This is a genomic window from Mycolicibacterium fluoranthenivorans (assembly GCF_011758805.1).
Lineage (GTDB): Bacteria > Actinomycetota > Actinomycetes > Mycobacteriales > Mycobacteriaceae > Mycobacterium > Mycobacterium fluoranthenivorans.
In genome coordinates this window covers 2948535-2966266 of record NZ_JAANOW010000001.1, presented here as the reverse complement: position 1 = coordinate 2966266, position 17732 = coordinate 2948535, and the positions used below count along the sequence as shown (strand labels likewise).

Below are 17732 nucleotides of genomic sequence, written 5' to 3'. Positions count from 1 at the left end.
CCGATAATGCCCTACATGGCACTCGTCGCGGCGGTCATCGTCGTTCTCACCCTGGTGGCGATGACGACCGGACGCACCCCGGCGGTGCTGGCGCTCATCTGCGCGCTGGTCGCCGCGGGCCTGCTCGGGATCGCCACTCCCGCTGAGCTGTTCGCCGGACTGAGCAACGCCGGTGTCATCACCGTGGCCGCGATGCTGGTGATCGCCAAGGGTGTGCTGCACACCGGGGTGGTGTCACGGGTGACGTATCGACTGCTCGACGGCGTCCGCTCGGCCGGTCAGGCGCTGCGCCGGCTCATTCCCCCGGTCGGGTTCGTCTCCGCCCTGATCAACACCACGCCGATCGTCGCGATGCTCATCCCGGCCGCCGCCGAGCTGCAGCAGCGGTCCGGAGTCCCTGCCCGCGGGGTACTGCTGCCGATCGCACACGCCACCACGCTGGCAGGTTCGGCCACGCTGATCGGCACCAGTTCGAACCTGCTGATCGCCGCACTGGCCGAGCCCGCGGGCGTGCACCTGTCGATGTTCTCGTTCGTGCCGATCGCGGTACCGGTGGCGCTGGTGGGTTGGGTGGTCCTGCTGGTGACCGCACCGCTGATGCTGCGCGGCGAGGCGCCCGCCGAGACACCGGACCTGTCCTGGCGCGCCGAGATCCCGCTGGCCGCCGGCGCCAACGCCGTCGGCCGCACCGCCGCGGCGCTGGGGATCCACACCACGGCGGAGTACGCACTTCTCGGTATCCGGCGCCAGGGGCAGCGCATCGACGGCGATGCCGTCCTGGAGACCGACGACATCATGCTCTACCGGGCCACCGAGGCCGGGGTTCGGATGCTGTGGGGCAGCCCGCGTTTCCACCAGTCACCGCAACCGCTGTACCTGGTCGCGGTGGCCACCAACGAAGAGCACAAGACGGTGCGCGACCTCGAGGAGGACGTCGACGAGGTCGGTGAGGGCACCGCCATCGTGGTGATCGCCGCCCAGACCGACGAGCGGCTCAGCCGGGCCCCCGCGCGGCCGGGCGGACTGTGCCTGGTGACCGCGGCATCGGTGCGCACCCTGGACCGTCATCCACTGGTGGCGCTGTGGCAGAAGGCCACCGACAAAGCACCGCAGACCGGCAAGACATGGATCGCCCTGGCGATCCTGGTCGCGGTGATCGTGAGCGGTTCCTTCGGGTTGGCGCCCATCGAGATCGCCGCTGTCGCGGGCGCGGCGATGATGGTGCTCACCGGGGTGCTCACCCCGCACTCCGCGGTGCGTGCGCTCAACTGGAACATCCTGGCCATCATCGCCGGCTCCATCGGGCTGGGCACGATCGTGGTGAGAAGCGGTCTGGGCGACCATATTTCGTCGGCGATCATCGCCCTGTCGGGATCCAATACGGCGCTGGTGGTGCTGGTGCTCGCGCTGGGCACCACGTGTGTGACGAATATCGTCACCAATGCCGCCGCCGCGGCGATCCTGACCCCCGTCGTGCTGACGATCGCGGCCAGTACGGGCCTGGACCCCGCGCTGTTGCTGATCCTGGTCGGCACCTGTATCTCGTTCACGTTCCTGAACCCGTTCAGCCATCAGTCGAATCTGATGGTGATGCGCCCGGGCGGGTATACGACGGCGACGTTCGTGCGGTTCGGCATCCCGCTGACGGTGGCGTCGCTGGCCGCCGCATTCGGCGTCGGGTGGTTGCTGTTGACCTGAGGGGTCAGGCGTCCGGCTCGTGCAGGGCGAGCTGGTTGATGTCGCGCGGGTCCCGGCCCCGGCCGGTGAGGTCGGCGATCAATCCGGCATCGGACAGGTCCATCCGCTCGGAGTGCTTCCAATCGTGATGGGCCACTTCGTTCAACCGCTGGGTGATCTCGTGGTCGGTCACCTCGATCGCCAGCTCGCGACGGTGGTCGAAGCTGCCCGGTGAGAAGTTGATCGAGCCGACGACCGCCCGCTCGTGGTCGGCGAGAATCATCTTGGCGTGCAGTTTCATGTGTTTGAGCCGGTGGATCTTGATGCCGACATCGTCGAGGATGCGCATACCGCTGACCCCCTCGACGAGCTTGCCGTCCTTGAGATGATGTGCCGCGCGCGCCATGACGTGCACCTTCACCCCGCGGTGCGCGGCCCGGACGAGACGCTCGATGATCACCGGGTCCTGGTAGCGCTCGTTCTGCAGGAACAGGGTGTGCTTGGCCTGGTCGATGAAGTCGGCGATCCGATGCCTGCCGTTAGACGGGCACCAGATCAGGTGGGCGCCGGTGCCGGGATCGAAATCCTCGCGTGCCCAGTCGGCTTCGAAGCAGTCGATGATCTCGGCGACCTCGTAGGCGCTGGGCGTGACGACGGCGTAGTCGCGGGTGAGGGTGAAGTTCTCCTCGGTCCAGTTCAGCGACTCGACGAAGGCGTGCTCATCGTCGACGACCATCGATTTCTCGTGCGTCAGGTCGAAGGCGGGGTTGCTCTCGCGTACCTCGATCCCGAACTGCTGCAACATCTCCCGAGCGGCGTCGTTGTCGGTTTCGCCGTCGCGCCGTTCGGGATTGAGCATCACCTTCACGTCCACACCGCGCCGGTGCGCGGCCACCACCGCCTCCAACAGCGGCCGGTGGCTGAAGGCGAACATCTTGATGCGCACCGACTTGGTGGCCGCGTGGATCGCGTCGAGCACCGGCTTCGCGGAGTCGTCGGGCAGGATGATCAGCGAACGCGTCACGGTGTGTCGTCCTTGAATTGGATGCGGTGCAAGTCGGCGTATCTGCCACCGGCGGTGAGCAGGTCATTGTGCGTGCCCTCTTCGACCACACGGCCCTCTTCCAGCACGACGATCTTGTCCGCATCGCGAATGGTGCTGAGCCGGTGAGCGATCGTGATCACCGTACGATCCTTCATCAAACGCTGCAGCGCCGACATCACCAGGTGCTCGGACTCGGTGTCCAGCGCCGCGGTCGGTTCGTCGAGGATGAGGATCGGACTGTCGCGGATCAGCGCGCGGGCGATGCCGATGCGCTGACGCTGTCCGCCGGACAGGGTCAGTCCCCGATCCCCCACCGCACTGTCATAGCCCTGCGGCATCTCGGAGATGAATTCGTGGGCATTGGCCAGTTTGGCCATCTCGACGATCTCGTCGTGATCGGCGTCGGGCCGGCCGAAGGCGATGTTGTCGCGGATCGTCCCGCGGAACAACACCGTGTCCTGCAGCACGTAGGCGATCTGGCGGCGCAGTTCGTGCAGTTTGTAGTCACGCAGGTCCACCCCGTCGATCCGGACGGTGCCCACGCTCGGGTCGTAGAACCGGGGAATCAGGCTGACCAGACTGGACTTCCCGCTGCCGGTGTGTCCGACGACGCCCACCAGTTGGCCCGGCGCCACCTCGAAAGTGACATCACGCAGCACCGGGGTTTCGGCGTTGTAGCTGAACGCCACCCGCTCGAAGGCGATGGCGCCCTTGATATGGGACGGTTCGACGGCGTCCGGCTTCTCCTCCACCGTGGTCTCGGCGGTCAGCAGTTCATTGACCCGGTCGACCCCGACCGAGGCCATCGCGATGGTGTTGGTGAGCTTCGCGAGGTCCTGAACCGGTTTGAAGAACGACACCAGATAGGAGATGAAGACGGTCAGGGTGCCCGCCGTCATCGCCCCGGCGAGGATGAGTGCCGAGCCGCGCCACAACACCAGTGCGGTGCAGGCGGACACGACGACGGCGACGATCGGTGACACCACCGATTTCACCCGCCGGGCGTTCAGGGCCGCGTCCACCGCCTGTTGGCCGGCCAGGGCGAGCTGGCGCTCCTGGAGGTCCTCCCGGTCGAACGCCTTGACCACGCGGATGGACTGCAGGCCTTCCTCGGCGACCGCGACGATATCGGATTCGCGGCGGCGCACCTCGTGGGTGGCCGCCTTCACGGCCTTGCGAATCCGGGAGACGAACAGCAGCAGCAGTGGCGCCACCGCGAGCGCGACGAGGGTGAAATCCCACTGCAGCCACAGCATCACGACCAGCATGCCGAGGATGGTCAGCAGATCGGTCGCGATACCGAGCGTGGAGGCCGACGCGAAATCCTGGATGGTGTCGACGTCATCGGTGAGCGTGCTCAGGATCGGCCCGACGCGGTGGGTGTCGAAGTAGTTCAGCGACAGCTGCTGCAGATGGTGGTAAGCCCGGGTACGCAGATCGTTGCCGATGCGCTGGCCGACGGTCTCGGTCAGGTAGTTCGCGGCGTAGGTGGCCAGGGCGGCGATGACCGCGATGACGATGACCATGATGGCGGCCAGGCCGGCGATGTGCATCCGGCCCTCGCCACCGAGCAGGGGCTGCAGCAGCCCGTGCAGCCAGCCCGGCAGCGGGTGGTCGCCGACCACACTGTCGAGCACCACCTTCAGCGGCCAGGGCGCGGCCAGACCCATCACGATCTGAATCAGCAGCACACCGAAGATGCCGGCGACCAGCCACCGGTAGGGGCGGATCAGCTCAAGGATCAGTCTCATCGCGACCGTCGCCTCTTCATGGTGTGGACGTCCAGTTTGTCGCCACACAGTACAACGCCGACACCGTCGCGGCGGACCACGAAACCCGCCACGCGGCGGCGGCGATCGTGACCGTCATTGCTGTCTGCGGCCTGTGTATTCGCGCATAATCCGCTGTCCGCGAGGTGTCGTCCCTTGACATCTGGATGCCGCGACAGCGCCATTGCCACGAATGTCAGCACGGGCCACAAAGTGCTGCTCGCGACGCCCCCTGAGGGTCGCTCACGATTTTCCGCCATAGCGCATCTTCGTGTATTTTCCGGTGATCGCTGTCCGGATTTCTGAGAAGATTCTGGCGGTGCCATCGCGCCATCAATATCAGATTGCCTGACACCACATTTACCTCCGATCCCGCAAATCTCTTTCCGGCCACGCGAATGGTCCTGAACTGGTTTTCACGCATAGCTCTTGAAATCGAAAAGAATACTGCGGACCGGTTCTGATATTCGCCAGGACGACGCCGAACCACCAATTGCCGAGACCGTCCGTGGTACCTGAAGTAGTTCGCTGGCCCGTGGCGACAATGGATGCCGATAAGACGCGAAAACCCGGAGTTACAGTCCACTCGGTCCACTCGGCCAGCCTTGTTCGCCCAACATCGGGGGTCGGTCATGTCCCACCAGCACAGCCGCGTCGTTTCCAGGTTCCATGCAGTTTCGGTTCCGTTGCTCGCGACCGCCGTCCTGGGCGCGTCGGTGAGTCTGCACCCCGCGCCGCAGCCGACCGCGCCGCGGCTGGCAGCTGCGGCGGTCGAGCTCTCCGCCACCATCGACTCGTCCTCGACCACGACGGGTATCGCCGAATCCGATCTGTACTTCATGTCCAAGGACCAACTGAGCACCGCGATGCAGCAGCTCCAATCGCTGGGGGTCACCCAGATCCGGGTGTACCTGCCCTGGCGTCAGATGGAGCCCGCGAAAGGCAGTTACAACTGGTCGGCGGCCGACCAGCTGCTCAACACGGCCGCGTCCTACGGCATCGCCGTCGACGCATCCGTCACGAGCACACCACCGTGGGCCACCACCAACGGTGGTCTCATCCCCAACGGCGCGCCCACCTCGGACGCCGACTACGCCACCTTCGTCAAAGCGCTGGCCAGCCGCTACGGCGCCACCGCCAACAACGGGAACGCCAAGATCTCGGCCTACGAGGTCTGGAACGAGCCGAACTGGTTCGCCGGGTGGTCGCCGAAGCCCGACGCCGCGGCCTACACCGCGCTACTGAAAGCCGCCTACACCGCCATCAAGTCCGTCGATCCGACCGCGACGGTGCTGGGCGGCGTTCTGGGAGCGGGCGTCACGATCGGGTCGCTGACCGAGAACCCGGTGACGTTCCTCAAGCAGATGTACGCCGCCGGCGCCGCTGGGTTCTTCGATGCCCTGGCGTTTCACCCGTACGCCGACAGCCTGTTCTCCGCCGGCGCATCGGTCGCGAACTCGCCGCTGCAGGAACTGGAAGCTCTGCGCAAACTGATGAACGCCAACGGCGATGCGCTCAAGTTGATCTGGGCGACCGAATACGGGGCACCGGTGACCACCAGCAGCACGGCCACCTCCGGCAGCGCCGCCAGCCAGACCAATCAGGCCACGCTGATCCAGGATTTCCTGACCACCTGGTCCACCCTGTCCGGCGTGGGTCCGTCATTCCTGTTCTCGCTCATCGACTCCTCGTACTCCGGCGGGAACTACGGAGTCTTCGGCAGCAACTGGACACCGCGGGCCGCCGTCGCGACCATCAAGTCCTGGATCGCCGCGCACCCGATCACCGCCCCCGTCCTCACCGCGCCCGGCCGGACCGTCACCACGTTGGCCGGCGCCCTGCACCACGCCATCGCGGCGCTGGCCGCCCGCATCAAGAAGATGCTCACACCGCATTCCGCAGCCACCAAACCCAAGACGGCCACGGTCAAGGCGGCGACCGCCACGGCCGTCACCTCGGCCCCGGCGTCACCCGCGACTTCGGCGACACCCGCGACATCGACGAAAAATGCTGTCTCCCAGGACTCCTCGACGAAGACGACCAAGTCCACGAAGACCACCACCGCGAAGCCGAGCACCAAGCACGTCCGCGGCAAGCACGCCGCGGTGAAAGCGTCGAGCTAGCCGCTAGGCGTCGTCGAGCAGGTCCGGCGTCACCGCCGACTCCGTATCGGGGATACCGTCCTGCTTGGCCTTGCGGTCGGCCATCGAGAGCAGCCGCCGGATCCGGCCCGCAACCGCATCCTTGGTCATCGGCGGCTCGGCCAGCCGGCCCAGTTCCTCCAGCGATGCCTGCCGATGCTCGACCCGCAACCGGCCGGCCTGCGCCAGATGATCGGGCACCGTGTCGCCCAGGATGTGCAGGGCACGCTCGACCCTGGCGGCCGCGGCGACCGCCGCGCGCGCCGAGCGACGCAGGTTGGCATCGTCGAAATTGGCCAGCCGGTTGGCGGTGGCGCGGACTTCGCGCCGCATCCGGCGCTCCTCCCACGTCAACCGGGTGTCCTGGGCGCCCATCCGGGTCAGCAGGGCCCCGATCGCCTCGCCGTCGCGGACCACCACCCGGTCGCTCCCGCGGACCTCGCGGGCCTTCGCGCTGACCCCGAGCCGCCGTGCCGCACCGACGAGCGCCAGCGCAGCCTCCGGACCCGGGCAGCTGACCTCCAGCGCCGAGGACCGGCCCGGCTCGGTGAGCGAACCGTGCGCCAGAAACGCACCGCGCCAGGCGGCTTCGGCGTCGTTGACGCTGCCGCCGACCACCTGGGCGGGCAGTCCGCGCACCGGTCTGCCCCGGAGGTCGAGCAGTCCGGTCTGCCTGGCCAGGGCTTCGCCGTCCTTGGCGACCCGCACCACGTAGCGGGTGCTCTTGCGGATCCCGCTGGCCGACAACACATGCACCACCGCGTTGTAGCCGTACAGGTCGTAGATGTCCTTGCGCAGCCGGCGCGCGATGATGCCCAGATCCACCTCGGCTTCGACCACCACCCGGCCGGCCACGATGTGCAGTCCACCGGCGAAGCGCAGCAGCGAGGAGACCTCGGCCCGGCGTGCACTCACCGAATTCACGACCAGCCGGCTCAGTTCGTCCTTCACCTCAGCGGTCATCGCCACGAATCGTCACCCCTCGATACATTCACCGTCGATTGCCCCTCTGCTCCCCCGACCGGCCGGGCCGGGTGGGGAGCGGTGGAATCGCTGTCATCAGGACGTGATGCCCTGCCGCGCAGCCGGACCCGCTCCAATGCGGCGGCCAGCATCGATGGGTCATGTAACTGTGTACCAGGCCGGGACACGTCGGCAAACTCCACGTCCGCACCGAGCAGGGCGGCCGTGCGCACCAACTGCTCGCGCTCCCGGTCACTGGGCACCCTCGCCGCGTCGACGATGATCTCGTCCACGGTGAACCCGGGCGCATGCTGGGCCAGCACATGGATGTGCCGCTCAGCCGAGAATCCGGCCGTCTCCCCCGGTTCGGCCGCCAGGTTGAGCACCAGGGCCCGCCGGGCGGTGGTGGCCTGCAAGGCGGCGGCCAGCTGCGGTACCAGGACGTGCGGGATCACACTCGTGAACCACGACCCGGGGCCGAGCACGACGAGGTCGGCGGCCATGATCGCGTCCACCGCCTGATGCGTGGCCGGCGGGTCACCGGGCAACAGCCGCACCCGGCGCACCTTGCCCACCGTGGTGGCGACGGCCACCTGGCCCCTGATCACCCGGAACATCCGCGGATCGGTCTCCAGTCCGGCGACATCGGCCTCGATCTGCAGGGCGATCGGGCACATCGGCAGGACCCGGCCCTTGAGGCCGAGGATCTTGCCGAGTTCGTCCAGGGCGGTCACCGGATCGGTGAGCACCTCGTTGAGGCCCGCCAGCATCAGATTGCCGATCGGATGACCTGCCAGCGCACCGCTGCCACCGAACCGGTGCTGCAGGATGGTCGCCCACAGCCGGCCGTGCGGGCTGTCAGAAGCCAACGCCGCCAACGCCATTCGCAGATCACCGGGGGGCACGACATCCAGTTCGCTGCGCAGCCGGCCCGAGGATCCACCGTCGTCGGCGACGGTGACCACCGCGGTGACGTGCGGGGTCAGCCGACGGGCCGCGGACAGGGTGGCATACAGACCGTGCCCGCCACCGAGAGCCACCACACGGGCTGTCATTCGCGCCCCAGATCGCGGTGCAGCACCCGCACCGTCAACTGCTCACCGCCCTGCAGCCGGCCGGCCAGGGCCTCGGCGATCGCCACGCTTCGGTGCTTGCCGCCGGTGCAGCCGATGGCCACCGTCATATAGCGCTTTCCCTCCCGGCGATAACCGTCGATCACCACTCCCAGCAGCCGATGGTAGGTGTCCAGGAACTCCGCGGCGCCTTCTTGGCCCAGCACGTAGTCCCGTACCGCCGGGTGCTGGCCGGTGTGGGGGCGCAATTCGTCCACCCAGTGCGGGTTCGGGATGAACCGGACGTCCATCACGGTATCGGCATCCATGGGCAGGCCGTACTTGTAGCCGAACGACTCCACGGTGATGCTGGTGTGCGCGACGGTCTCCTCACCGAAGGCGCGTTCGATGCTCTCCCGCAGGGCCGGCACCGCCAGTGTCGAGGTGTCGATCACCAGGTCGGCGACCGCCCGTACCGACGCCAGCATCGTCCGCTCGGCGGTGATGCCCTCGGCCAGGGTCTGGTTTCCCTGAAGCGGGTGACTGCGCCGGTTCTGTTCGTAGCGGCGCACCAGCGTCTCATCGGAGGCATCCATGAACAACACCCGCGGTGCGATACCCCGGGTGCCCAGTTCGGTACGCACCGAGTCCAGGTCGCCGGTGAATCCCTTCGACCGGACATCCATCACGACGGCCAGCCGGGTGATCCGCGATCCGGCGTCCAGCCCCAGATCGACCATTCTGGCGATCAGTTCCGGCGGCAGGTTGTCGGCCACATACCAACCGAGATCCTCGAGCACCTTGGCGGTGGTACCGCGTCCCGCACCGGAGAGCCCGGTGACGAGGACGACCTCGATACCAGATTCGTCACTCATATATTGCTCAGTCACCCCGATGCCTGTTGATCTTGGTCGGTTCGATCATTGTCGAAAACTGCCGCTGGCGTGTCGGAATCGGCTGCTCCCGACCCCGCGGCACCCTCGCCGAGGGCGTCGAGTACGGCGCGCGCGGTGGCCAGCCCGATTCCGGGCACCGCGGTGATGTCCTCGATGCTGGCCGCCGACAGCCGCGACACGGACCCGAAGTGGGTGACCAGTGCTTTGCGCCGGTGCTCACCCAGACCGGGCACCGAGTCCAGTGCCGACGCCGTCATCCGCTTGGACCGTTTGCTGCGGTGGAACGTGATGGCGAACCTGTGGGCCTCATCACGGATGCGCTGCAACAGATACAGCCCTTCGCTGCTGCGCGGGAAGATCACCGGGTCGTCCTGGAACGGCACCCACACCTCTTCGAGCCGTTTGGCCAGCCCGATCACGGCGACATCGGTGATGCCGAGCTCGTCGAGCACGGTGGCGGCGGCGTTGACCTGGGGTGCGCCACCGTCGACGACGTAGAGGTTGGGCGGGTAGGCGAATTTGCGCGACTTGCCCTCGGCCACCATCGGCCGGTCGGCGTCGGCGACGTGCCGGGCGAACCGGCGCCGGGTCACCTCGGCGATGGAGGCCACATCATCGGAACGGCCCCCGCCCGCCGCCTCCCGGATCGCATAGTGCCGGTAATCCGATTTGCGCGGCAGCCCGTCCTCGAACACCACCAGCGAGGCCACCACATCGGTGCCCTGGACGTGGCTGATATCCACGCACTCGATGCGTAGCGGCGCGTCGGACAGCTCCAGCGCATCCTGAATGCTCTGCAGGGCTTCCGATCTCGCGTTGAAGTCGCCGGCACGTTTGAGCTTGTGTTGGGTCAGCGCCTCTCTCGCATTGCGGCCCACGGTCTCCGCGAGCGCCAACTTGGCACCGCGCACCGGGACCCGCAGCGCCACCCGTGATCCACGCAGACCCGAGAGCCAGTCGGCGAGTTCGTCGGCGTTGTCCGGAAGCACCGGCACCAGAACCTGTTTGGGCACCGGGTTGGTGGTCTCGTCCTGATTGCCGGTGCCGTCGGCGCTGAGCTCGGCCTGATCGCCGTAGAACTGGGTGAGGAACTGCTCGACGAGGTATCCCTCACCGGACTGCCCGGGTTCACCTGTCTTCTCGACCACCCAGCCGCGCTGGCCGCGGACCCGGCCACCACGCACATGGAACACCTGCACCGCCGCTTCCAGGTCGTCGGCGGCGAAGGCCACCACGTCGGCGTCGGTACCGTCACCGAACACCACCGTCTGCTTCTCCAGCGCGCGTTTGAGCGCACCGATGTCATCGCGCAGCCGTGCCGCCCGCTCGAAATCGAGATCCTCTGCCGCGGCGGTCATCTGCCGCTCCATATCGCGCACCAGCCGGTCGGTCTTACCGGACAGGAAATCGCAGAAGTCCAGCACGATCTGCCGGTGCTGTTCGGCGCTCACCCGACCGACGCACGGCGCCGAGCATTTGTCGATGTAGCCCAGCAGGCACGGCCGGTCGATCTGGTTGTGCCGCTTGAACACTCCCGACGAACACGTTCGGGCCGGAAAAACCCGGGTGAGCAGATCCACGGTCTCGCGGATGGCCCACGCATGTGAGTACGGGCCGAAGTAACGCACGCCCTTGCGACGCGGGCCGCGGTAGACGAACAGCCGCGGATACTCCTCGTTGAGGGTGACCGCCAGCACCGGGTAGGACTTGTCGTCCCGGTAGCGGATGTTGAACCGCGGGTCGAACTCCTTGATCCAGTTGTATTCCAGCTGCAGCGCTTCGACCTCGGTGGACACCACGGTCCACTCGACGCTGCCCGCCGTCATCACCATCTGCCGGGTGCGTGGCGCCAGCCCGGCGATATCGGCGAAATACGAGTTCAGCCGGCTGCGCAGGCTCTTGGCCTTGCCGACGTAGATCACCCGGCCGTGCGGATCCCGGAATCGGTAGACCCCGGGTTCCACCGGAATGGAACCCGGCGCAGGCCGGTACGTCGCTGGATCGGGCACGGGTCCAGGTTAGAGCGTGTCGATGTAGCCGCAGAATGCTGCGGCCTTGGCTTCGTAGTTGCGGTAGGTGTCGTAGCTGGCCGCGCCGGGTGACAGCAGCACGACGTCGATATCGGCAAGCCCGGCGGCCGTGCCGACGGCCGCCTGCAGGCTGTCCACCCGGTGCGTGCGATCGGCATGCTCCTGCGCGAACCGGGTCCCGATCAGCGCGCCGTTGGACGGCCCCTGGATCAGCGTCACCCGGCGCGCGCCGCTGCACAGGTAGTCATCGAGACCCTGGTAGTCGAGCCCGCGGTCCATCCCGCCGACGATCAGGGCCACCGCCGCCCCGGCCGGCATGGCGCGCAGTGCGGCGACCACGCTTTCACCGGTGGTCGCCAGCGTGTCGTCCACCCACCGGGTCCCGCCGGTGGTGCGCACCGTCTGCAGCCGGTGCGGAAGACCGGCGAAGGTGCCCGCGGCGTGATCGATCTCGGCGTCGGTGACCGGTCGCCCGAGCACCTCGGCGGCGGCCAGTGCGGCCAGTGCCGCGTTGGCGACATTGTGTTCATAGGACATCACGCCGCCGGACCGCGGAACCCGCACCTCGCTGGGGTGCACCAACCGCACCGGCGGCAGGTCGGTGATCCCGACCCGGTCCAGCGCCGCCACCACCTCCGGTGTGGTGATCAGCACCCGGGCCCCGTGCTCGAAGATGCACGCCTTGGCGGCGTAATAGCTCGGGATGTCGCCGTGAAAGTCCAGATGGTCCTGGTACAGGTTGGTGATCACCGCCACCGCGGGCGACGTGCGCAGCAGCGCGCACTGCTGGCTGGACAGTTCGGCGACCACCCACTGCGCGTCGTGCGGTGCCCGGTCCGGCGCCGTCAGATCCGACAGCGGGGTGCCGATATTGCCCGCCGCCACGGCCGGCACCCCGAGTCCGGCGAGCAGATGCGCCAGGAACGCCGCCGTGGTGCTCTTACCCTTGGTCCCGGTGACGCCGATGGTGCGCGCACCGTGCGCGGCCAGGTACCAGTCGGCCGCACTCGATACCGGCGGACCGGTGCGCCGCAGCTCTTCGAACAACGGATTCCGCCAGGGCACACCGGGGCTGACGAACACGATATCGGTCTCGCTCAGCAGCGGTACGGACTCCGCACCGTAGTGCACGGACAACCCGGCGACACCGGTGTCGACCGGCTCACCGGCGCGGTCGTCCACCGCGACGATGCGGGCGGCCCCGTGCGCGGCGGCGGTGCGGGCCATGGACAGGCCTTCTTTGCCGAGCCCCCAGATACCGACGACGCGACCCGTCAGATCAGTCATCGAGCAGCTTCGCATAGCGCGCCGGCACATGGTGTTCGACGGGCGTCGGGTCCGCCTCGACGGCCGCAACGGTCTCCAATTCGGTGCGGCGCGCGGCGAATCGGTCGACAAGGGTCAACCCGCCCCAGCTGTCGTCGTCGAGCACGGCCAGCATCGATTCGGCGGCCTCGTAGTACTCCCCCACGCATTCGAACGGCTTGTGCACGCCGAGACCGAGGATATCGGCGAACCCGTCGTACTGGGCGGCGTCGTCGAACAGGTCGGCGCCGAAGATCTCCTCCAGACGGGCCCGCCCCAGCCGGGGTGCCAGCAGCACGAAGACGAACTGACATTTCGGGCAGTGCCCGCACCACGAGGTGGCCCGGCGCGCCGGATCCAGGGCGAACAGCCGGTTGCAACTGGTGAAGACATCGAAATACTCGGTGCAGGTGGCGAACCGGTCGGCGATCTCGGACTCGGAGAGCCCACGCAGCAGCGAGAAGTACCTGTCCGGGTTCAGCCCGTAATGCGACAGCGTGTCCCGCAGCAGCGTCTCGTAGGCGATGCTCTTGGACCACTGGTGGTTGATATCGCGGCCCAGCCACTCGATGTTGCCCACGTTGGAGGACCGTTCATTGGACAGCACCACCGGCCCGAAACCGTTGGCGTCGGCCACGATCAGACCGATCACACTGTTGATGGCCGTGACGGGGACGTGGCCGTTGTGGGCGCCGTTGGCGTTGGCCTCGATCAGCGCACGGTCGATTCGGCGCCGGACGTGCACGCTGTCCAGCCCGCTGACCTCGATACAGCGGTCGATGGGGTCATACCTGTTGACGCTGAACAGGACCGGCTTCACCCCATGGCGGCGGAACGCCTCGATACTGACCACCGAGTCCTTGCCGCCGCCTACCGGTACCAGCGGCGTGCCCCCCGGATCCCAGGCGTCCGCCACGTCCTCGGCGGCCGCGGTGCCTTCAGCGTCCGGTCCGATGATCTCCGGGCTCAGCGCTCCCGGCAACTCGTTGCGATAGGCGAATTCACCCAGCCCGCCCTCGACCAGGTTCCGAAGATACTGCTTCTCGAATTCGCTTGTTGGAAAAGCGATTTCGATCCTGGGTGGGGCGGCGGCCTTGTAGTAACTCAGCGAGCAGGTCAAGGCGAGCAGCCCGGTCAGCTTCGGATGCGGTGCCGCGCCCGCCAGACCGGCGCCGAAGTCGATCACCTCGGTGAAGCGGACCGGATCCGGGCCGCGCAGGGTGTAGTGCAGATTCAGCACGCCGCCGGCACCGACGTCGTAGCCCTCGATCACCAGGGCGTCGAAGGATTCCGGGCGGAATGTGCTCACCATCGAAGCTCCCCGATCGAGGCGACAGGGTGGGTCTCGTATCGCGGGGACACCCACCACGCCCGCGTCACCGCGGCCAGCTCCAGCGACGCGTCGGTGAGTGTCGTCGACGTGTCGAGCAGTCCGGCGGCGCGCAGCCGGCCCAGCCGGGCGGCGCCGAGACCCACGCGGCCGCCGGGCGTATCGCACACCAGCGCGCCCAGCAGCGGCACTGCGACGTGGCCGGAATCGGTGGGTACCGCGTCGGCGTGACCGGAACCGGCGAGCTCACGCTCGGTGCGCAGCTGCGCGGCGCGGCTGGTGGTGCGGGCGGCCATCTGTCGCCAGGAGGGCATGGGGGGTGGCATCGAGCACCGCGCCAGGTGCACGGGCTCGGTGCGGACCGGGACGATGGGCGTGCCACTGACGACGAAGTGGGCATCCACGACCGCGACGGTGACGGCGGCGGTCAGCGGACCGTGCCTGCGCTGCAGTTCGTCGGTGAAATCGGTGAGGGCACGCCGCAAGTGCGCGACGGCGGGCATTTCGATACCGAAGAAATCCGCGGGTTCGGCGAGCCAGTGCCAGACGGCTTCGGTGTCGGGCGGGCGGCCGGGCACCACCGGAAGGGTGACCGTGGGGTGGGTTCCCGGACCCGTGATGAGCGCAGCTGCCGAGACGAGCGGGGTGGCGCTTTCGGATAGGCCGTCAGCCGAGGTTGATACGAACTCCAGAGTAGTCATCGACATGCCGATACTACCGCAGCGATCAGCGGCGATACTGGACGGCGTGAGGCGCGACGGCGGGACAGGCACACGCATGGGTGAGGCACGGGTGGCCCGGTTGACCGAGACCGATTGGCGCGCCTTCGCGGGTGTGCGCCTGCGCGCGCTCACCGACTCGCTGGGCTCCGACGATCCCCAGTTCCGTCAGGAATCGACGTTCACCGCCGCCCAGTGGCGGCGGCGCCTGCGCGCGCACGCCCAGTTCGCCGTGGTGGTGGACCACCACCCGGTCGGTCTCATCGGCGCCCAGCGGCAGGGCTCCGAGGCGGTCTACCTCTACTCGCTGTGGCTGGACCCGGCGGCGCGCGGCCAGGGCCTGGGCCGGACCCTGGTCGCCGAAGCGGTGCGCTGGGCCCGCACCCAGCGGGTGCGCCACGTCACGCTGCGGGTGAACGTCGACAATGCCCGGGCGCGCGCCGTCTACGACAGTCTGGGCTTCGTCGTGAGCGGTGCCGGGGAGCTCGACGAGGTCACGATGTCGCTGGACGTGAGCTGAGATCGGGCCGGTAACGCTCCAGTAGTGTCCGCAGCCGATCCATCGCGTCCACGGCACGTTCCTTGTCCACCGCCTGGATCGCCATCAACGGGGTGTACTCATCGTCGGCCAGATCCACCCGGGCCCACCTGGCCCCGGACGGGAACGAGACTCCCGCCACATCACTCCACGGAATCAGCTTGTATCCGAGCAGGTTTCGCACCGAGATCCCCGATGCCCCGGCACGCAGCCGGGGCCGTGCGAACAACAGCACCACACCAGCGAGCAGGATGCCGAGCACGCCCATCGCGATCTGGTCGGAGGTGCGGAACAGCACTCCGCTGGAGCCGATCTTGAGCAGGAAGCCCACCGTGATGTGCGCCGCGGCGATCAGGAATGCCGCCAGGTAGACGAAATACGGGGTCAGGTGCGGTGTGACGACCAGGTCCCAGGCCCCATCCGCCTCCGGCTGCTCGCTGGCGGCGGTCATGACCGAATATCGCGCAACACCAAGGCGGTCGACAGCGCGGCGGCCACGGCCTGTGCACCCTTGTCCTCACTGGAATTCGGCAGACCGGCCCGGTCCAGTGCCTGCGCCTCGGTGTTGGTGGTGAGCACGCCGTTGGCCACCGGGGTCGACTCGTCCAGCGACACCCGGGTCAGGCCCTGGGTGACCGCGTCACACACATAGTCGAAATGCGGTGTCTCGCCACGGATCACCACGCCGAGGGCGACCACGGCGTCGTACTTGGCGGCGAGCGCCTGTGCCACCACCGGGATCTCGATCGCGCCGAGCACCCGCACGATCGTGGGATCCACGGCGCCCAACTGCGCGGCGGCGCGCACCGCGCCGTCCAGCAACGCATCGCAGATGGTGGTGTGCCAGGTGCTGGCCACGATGGCCAGCGAGACGTCCGAGGCGTCGATATCGGGCAGATCGGGGACGCCGTGACCGCTCACAGGGCGCCGCCGAATTCGCCGGGGGGCGACACTTCGTCGTAGTCCTCCAGGCCCACCAGGTCGTGGCCCATCCGGTCGCGTTTGGTCATCAGGTAGCGGATGTTCTCCGCGTTGGCGCGCACCGGTAGCGGCACCCGCTCGATGATGTGCAGGCCGTAGCCGTCCAGACCCACCCGCTTGGCCGGGTTGTTGGTGAGCAGCCGCATGGAGCGCACCCCGAGGTCGACGAGGATCTGCGCACCGATGCCGTAGTCGCGGGAATCGGCGGGCAGGCCGAGTTCCAGGTTGGCGTCCACGGTGTCGGCACCGGCATCCTGCAGCTGGTAGGCCTGCAGCTTGTGCAGCAGGCCGATACCGCGGCCCTCGTGGCCCCGCATGTAGAGCACGATGCCGCGGCCCTCCCGGGCCACCGTCGCCATGGCGGCGTCCAGCTGCGGGCCGCAATCGCAGCGCCGGGAGCCGAACACGTCCCCGGTCAGGCACTCCGAGTGCACCCGGACCAGCACATCGTGGCCGTCGGATTCCGGTCCGGCGATATCGCCCAGCACCAGCGCGACGTGTTCCACGTCTTCATAGATGCTGCTGTACCCGACGGCCCGGAACTCGCCGTGCCGGGTCGGGATGCGAGCCTCGGCGATCCGCTCGATGTGCTTCTCGTGCTTACGGCGCCACTCGATGAGGTCGGCGATGGAGATCAAAGCCAGGTTGTGCTCGTCGGCGAAGACCCGCAGCTCGTCGGTCTGGGCCATAGCGCCCTCGTCCTTCTGGCTGACGATCTCGCAGATCGCGCCGGCGGGCTGCAGACCGGCCAGCCGGGCCAGGTCGACCGCGGCCTCGGTGTGACCGGGGCGGCGCAGCACGCCACCGTCCTTGGCCCGCAGCGGCACCACGTGGCCGGGTTTGGTGAAGTCGTCGGCGACGGCGGCCGGGTCCGCCAGCGCGCGCATGGTGGTGGCCCGGTCGGAGGCCGAGATACCGGTGCCCACGCCCAGCTTGGCGTCCACGGTCACGGTGTAGGCCGTGCCGTGCTTGTCCTGGTTGACCGCGTACATCGGCAGCAGGCCGAGGCGGTCACAGACGGCGCCGTCCAGCGGCACACACAGGTAACCCGAGGTGTAGCGCACCATGAACGCCACCAGCTCCGGGGTGGCCTTCTCGGCGGCGAAGATCAGATCGCCCTCGTTTTCGCGGTCCTCGTCGTCGATGACCACGACGGCCTTGCCCGCCGCGATGTCGGCCACTGCCCGCTCGATCGAATCGAGCCTCGTCATCTGGTGCCACCTTCTCGCGTTCGCATTTCCACCTCAGTATGAACCACCGCCCTAGGACGTTTAATGCCCGCCGGT

The 17732-nt window shown here is 68.0% G+C and carries 15 protein-coding genes; 3 read left to right on the top strand and 12 right to left on the bottom strand.

What is annotated here, in order from left to right; genetic code table 11:
* Positions 1 to 15 precede the first annotated feature (15 nt).
* Positions 16 to 1698, top strand: a complete 1683-nt coding sequence (locus FHU31_RS14405) for an SLC13 family permease (RefSeq protein ID WP_167159284.1) — start codon at positions 16 to 18, stop codon at positions 1696 to 1698.
* 4 nt (positions 1699 to 1702) lie between these two features.
* On the opposite strand, the gene FHU31_RS14400 is transcribed toward FHU31_RS14405, so the two are convergent.
* Both FHU31_RS14400 and FHU31_RS14395 read right to left on the bottom strand, forming a co-directional pair.
* A complete protein-coding gene (locus FHU31_RS14400) occupies positions 1703 to 2701 on the bottom strand; it encodes a phospholipase D-like domain-containing protein (RefSeq protein WP_167159282.1) in 999 nt (332 codons plus the stop codon).
* Positions 2698 to 4473, bottom strand: coding sequence for an ABC transporter ATP-binding protein (locus FHU31_RS14395; protein ID WP_167159280.1), 1776 nt, complete (start codon positions 4471 to 4473; stop codon positions 2698 to 2700). The genes FHU31_RS14400 and FHU31_RS14395 overlap by 4 nt, the downstream gene beginning before the upstream one ends.
* A 704-nt stretch (positions 4474 to 5177) precedes the next feature.
* Here FHU31_RS14395 and FHU31_RS14390 point away from each other — a divergent pair.
* Positions 5178 to 6614 (top strand): cellulase family glycosylhydrolase, encoded by a 1437-nt coding sequence (locus FHU31_RS14390; RefSeq protein ID WP_167159278.1) that lies wholly within the window; start codon positions 5178 to 5180, stop codon positions 6612 to 6614.
* 3 nt (positions 6615 to 6617) lie between these two features.
* Here FHU31_RS14390 and whiA read toward each other — a convergent pair whose 3' ends face one another.
* The 7 genes from whiA to FHU31_RS14355 are packed head-to-tail and all read right to left on the bottom strand — an operon-like array spanning position 6618 to position 14909.
* A complete protein-coding gene (whiA, locus tag FHU31_RS14385) occupies positions 6618 to 7595 on the bottom strand; it encodes a DNA-binding protein WhiA (protein ID WP_090358257.1) in 978 nt (325 codons plus the stop codon).
* Positions 7592 to 8650, bottom strand: a complete 1059-nt coding sequence (yvcK, locus tag FHU31_RS14380; protein ID WP_167159276.1) for a uridine diphosphate-N-acetylglucosamine-binding protein YvcK — start codon at positions 8648 to 8650, stop codon at positions 7592 to 7594. Before yvcK ends, whiA begins: the two co-directional genes overlap by 4 nt.
* Positions 8647 to 9522, bottom strand: a complete 876-nt coding sequence (gene rapZ, locus FHU31_RS14375) for an RNase adapter RapZ (protein WP_090358259.1) — start codon at positions 9520 to 9522, stop codon at positions 8647 to 8649. The genes yvcK and rapZ overlap by 4 nt, the downstream gene beginning before the upstream one ends.
* 11 nt (positions 9523 to 9533) lie before the next feature.
* Positions 9534 to 11552, bottom strand: a complete 2019-nt coding sequence (uvrC, locus tag FHU31_RS14370) for an excinuclease ABC subunit UvrC (RefSeq protein ID WP_167159274.1) — start codon at positions 11550 to 11552, stop codon at positions 9534 to 9536.
* 9 nt (positions 11553 to 11561) lie between these two features.
* On the bottom strand, positions 11562 to 12860 hold the full coding sequence (locus FHU31_RS14365; protein WP_167159272.1) for a Mur ligase family protein: 1299 nt from the start codon (positions 12858 to 12860) through the stop codon (positions 11562 to 11564).
* Positions 12853 to 14190, bottom strand: a complete 1338-nt coding sequence (locus FHU31_RS14360; RefSeq protein WP_167159270.1) for a MurL-like N-terminal domain-containing — start codon at positions 14188 to 14190, stop codon at positions 12853 to 12855. The genes FHU31_RS14365 and FHU31_RS14360 overlap by 8 nt, the downstream gene beginning before the upstream one ends.
* A complete protein-coding gene (locus tag FHU31_RS14355) occupies positions 14184 to 14909 on the bottom strand; it encodes a hypothetical protein (protein WP_167159268.1) in 726 nt (241 codons plus the stop codon). The genes FHU31_RS14360 and FHU31_RS14355 overlap by 7 nt, the downstream gene beginning before the upstream one ends.
* A gap of 76 nt (positions 14910 to 14985) precedes the next feature.
* Here FHU31_RS14355 and FHU31_RS14350 point away from each other — a divergent pair, with 76 nt between their 5' ends.
* Entirely contained in the window at positions 14986 to 15447 is a 462-nt protein-coding gene (locus FHU31_RS14350; protein ID WP_090358067.1) for a GNAT family N-acetyltransferase, read from the top strand.
* Here the strand turns inward: FHU31_RS14350 and FHU31_RS14345 are convergent.
* Genes FHU31_RS14345 through FHU31_RS14335 form a run of 3 tightly spaced genes read right to left on the bottom strand, consistent with a single transcriptional unit; the run spans position 15422 to position 17657 of the window.
* Positions 15422 to 15916 (bottom strand): PH domain-containing protein, encoded by a 495-nt coding sequence (locus FHU31_RS14345; protein WP_167159266.1) that lies wholly within the window; start codon positions 15914 to 15916, stop codon positions 15422 to 15424. The genes FHU31_RS14350 and FHU31_RS14345 overlap by 26 nt on opposite strands.
* Positions 15913 to 16386: a 6,7-dimethyl-8-ribityllumazine synthase gene (gene ribH, locus FHU31_RS14340; RefSeq protein WP_167159264.1), complete on the bottom strand. Its 474-nt coding sequence runs from the start codon at positions 16384 to 16386 to the stop codon at positions 15913 to 15915. The genes FHU31_RS14345 and ribH overlap by 4 nt, the downstream gene beginning before the upstream one ends.
* A complete protein-coding gene (locus tag FHU31_RS14335) occupies positions 16383 to 17657 on the bottom strand; it encodes a bifunctional 3,4-dihydroxy-2-butanone-4-phosphate synthase/GTP cyclohydrolase II (RefSeq protein ID WP_167159262.1) in 1275 nt (424 codons plus the stop codon). Before FHU31_RS14335 ends, ribH begins: the two co-directional genes overlap by 4 nt.
* Between the last annotated feature and the right edge of the window lie 75 nt (positions 17658 to 17732).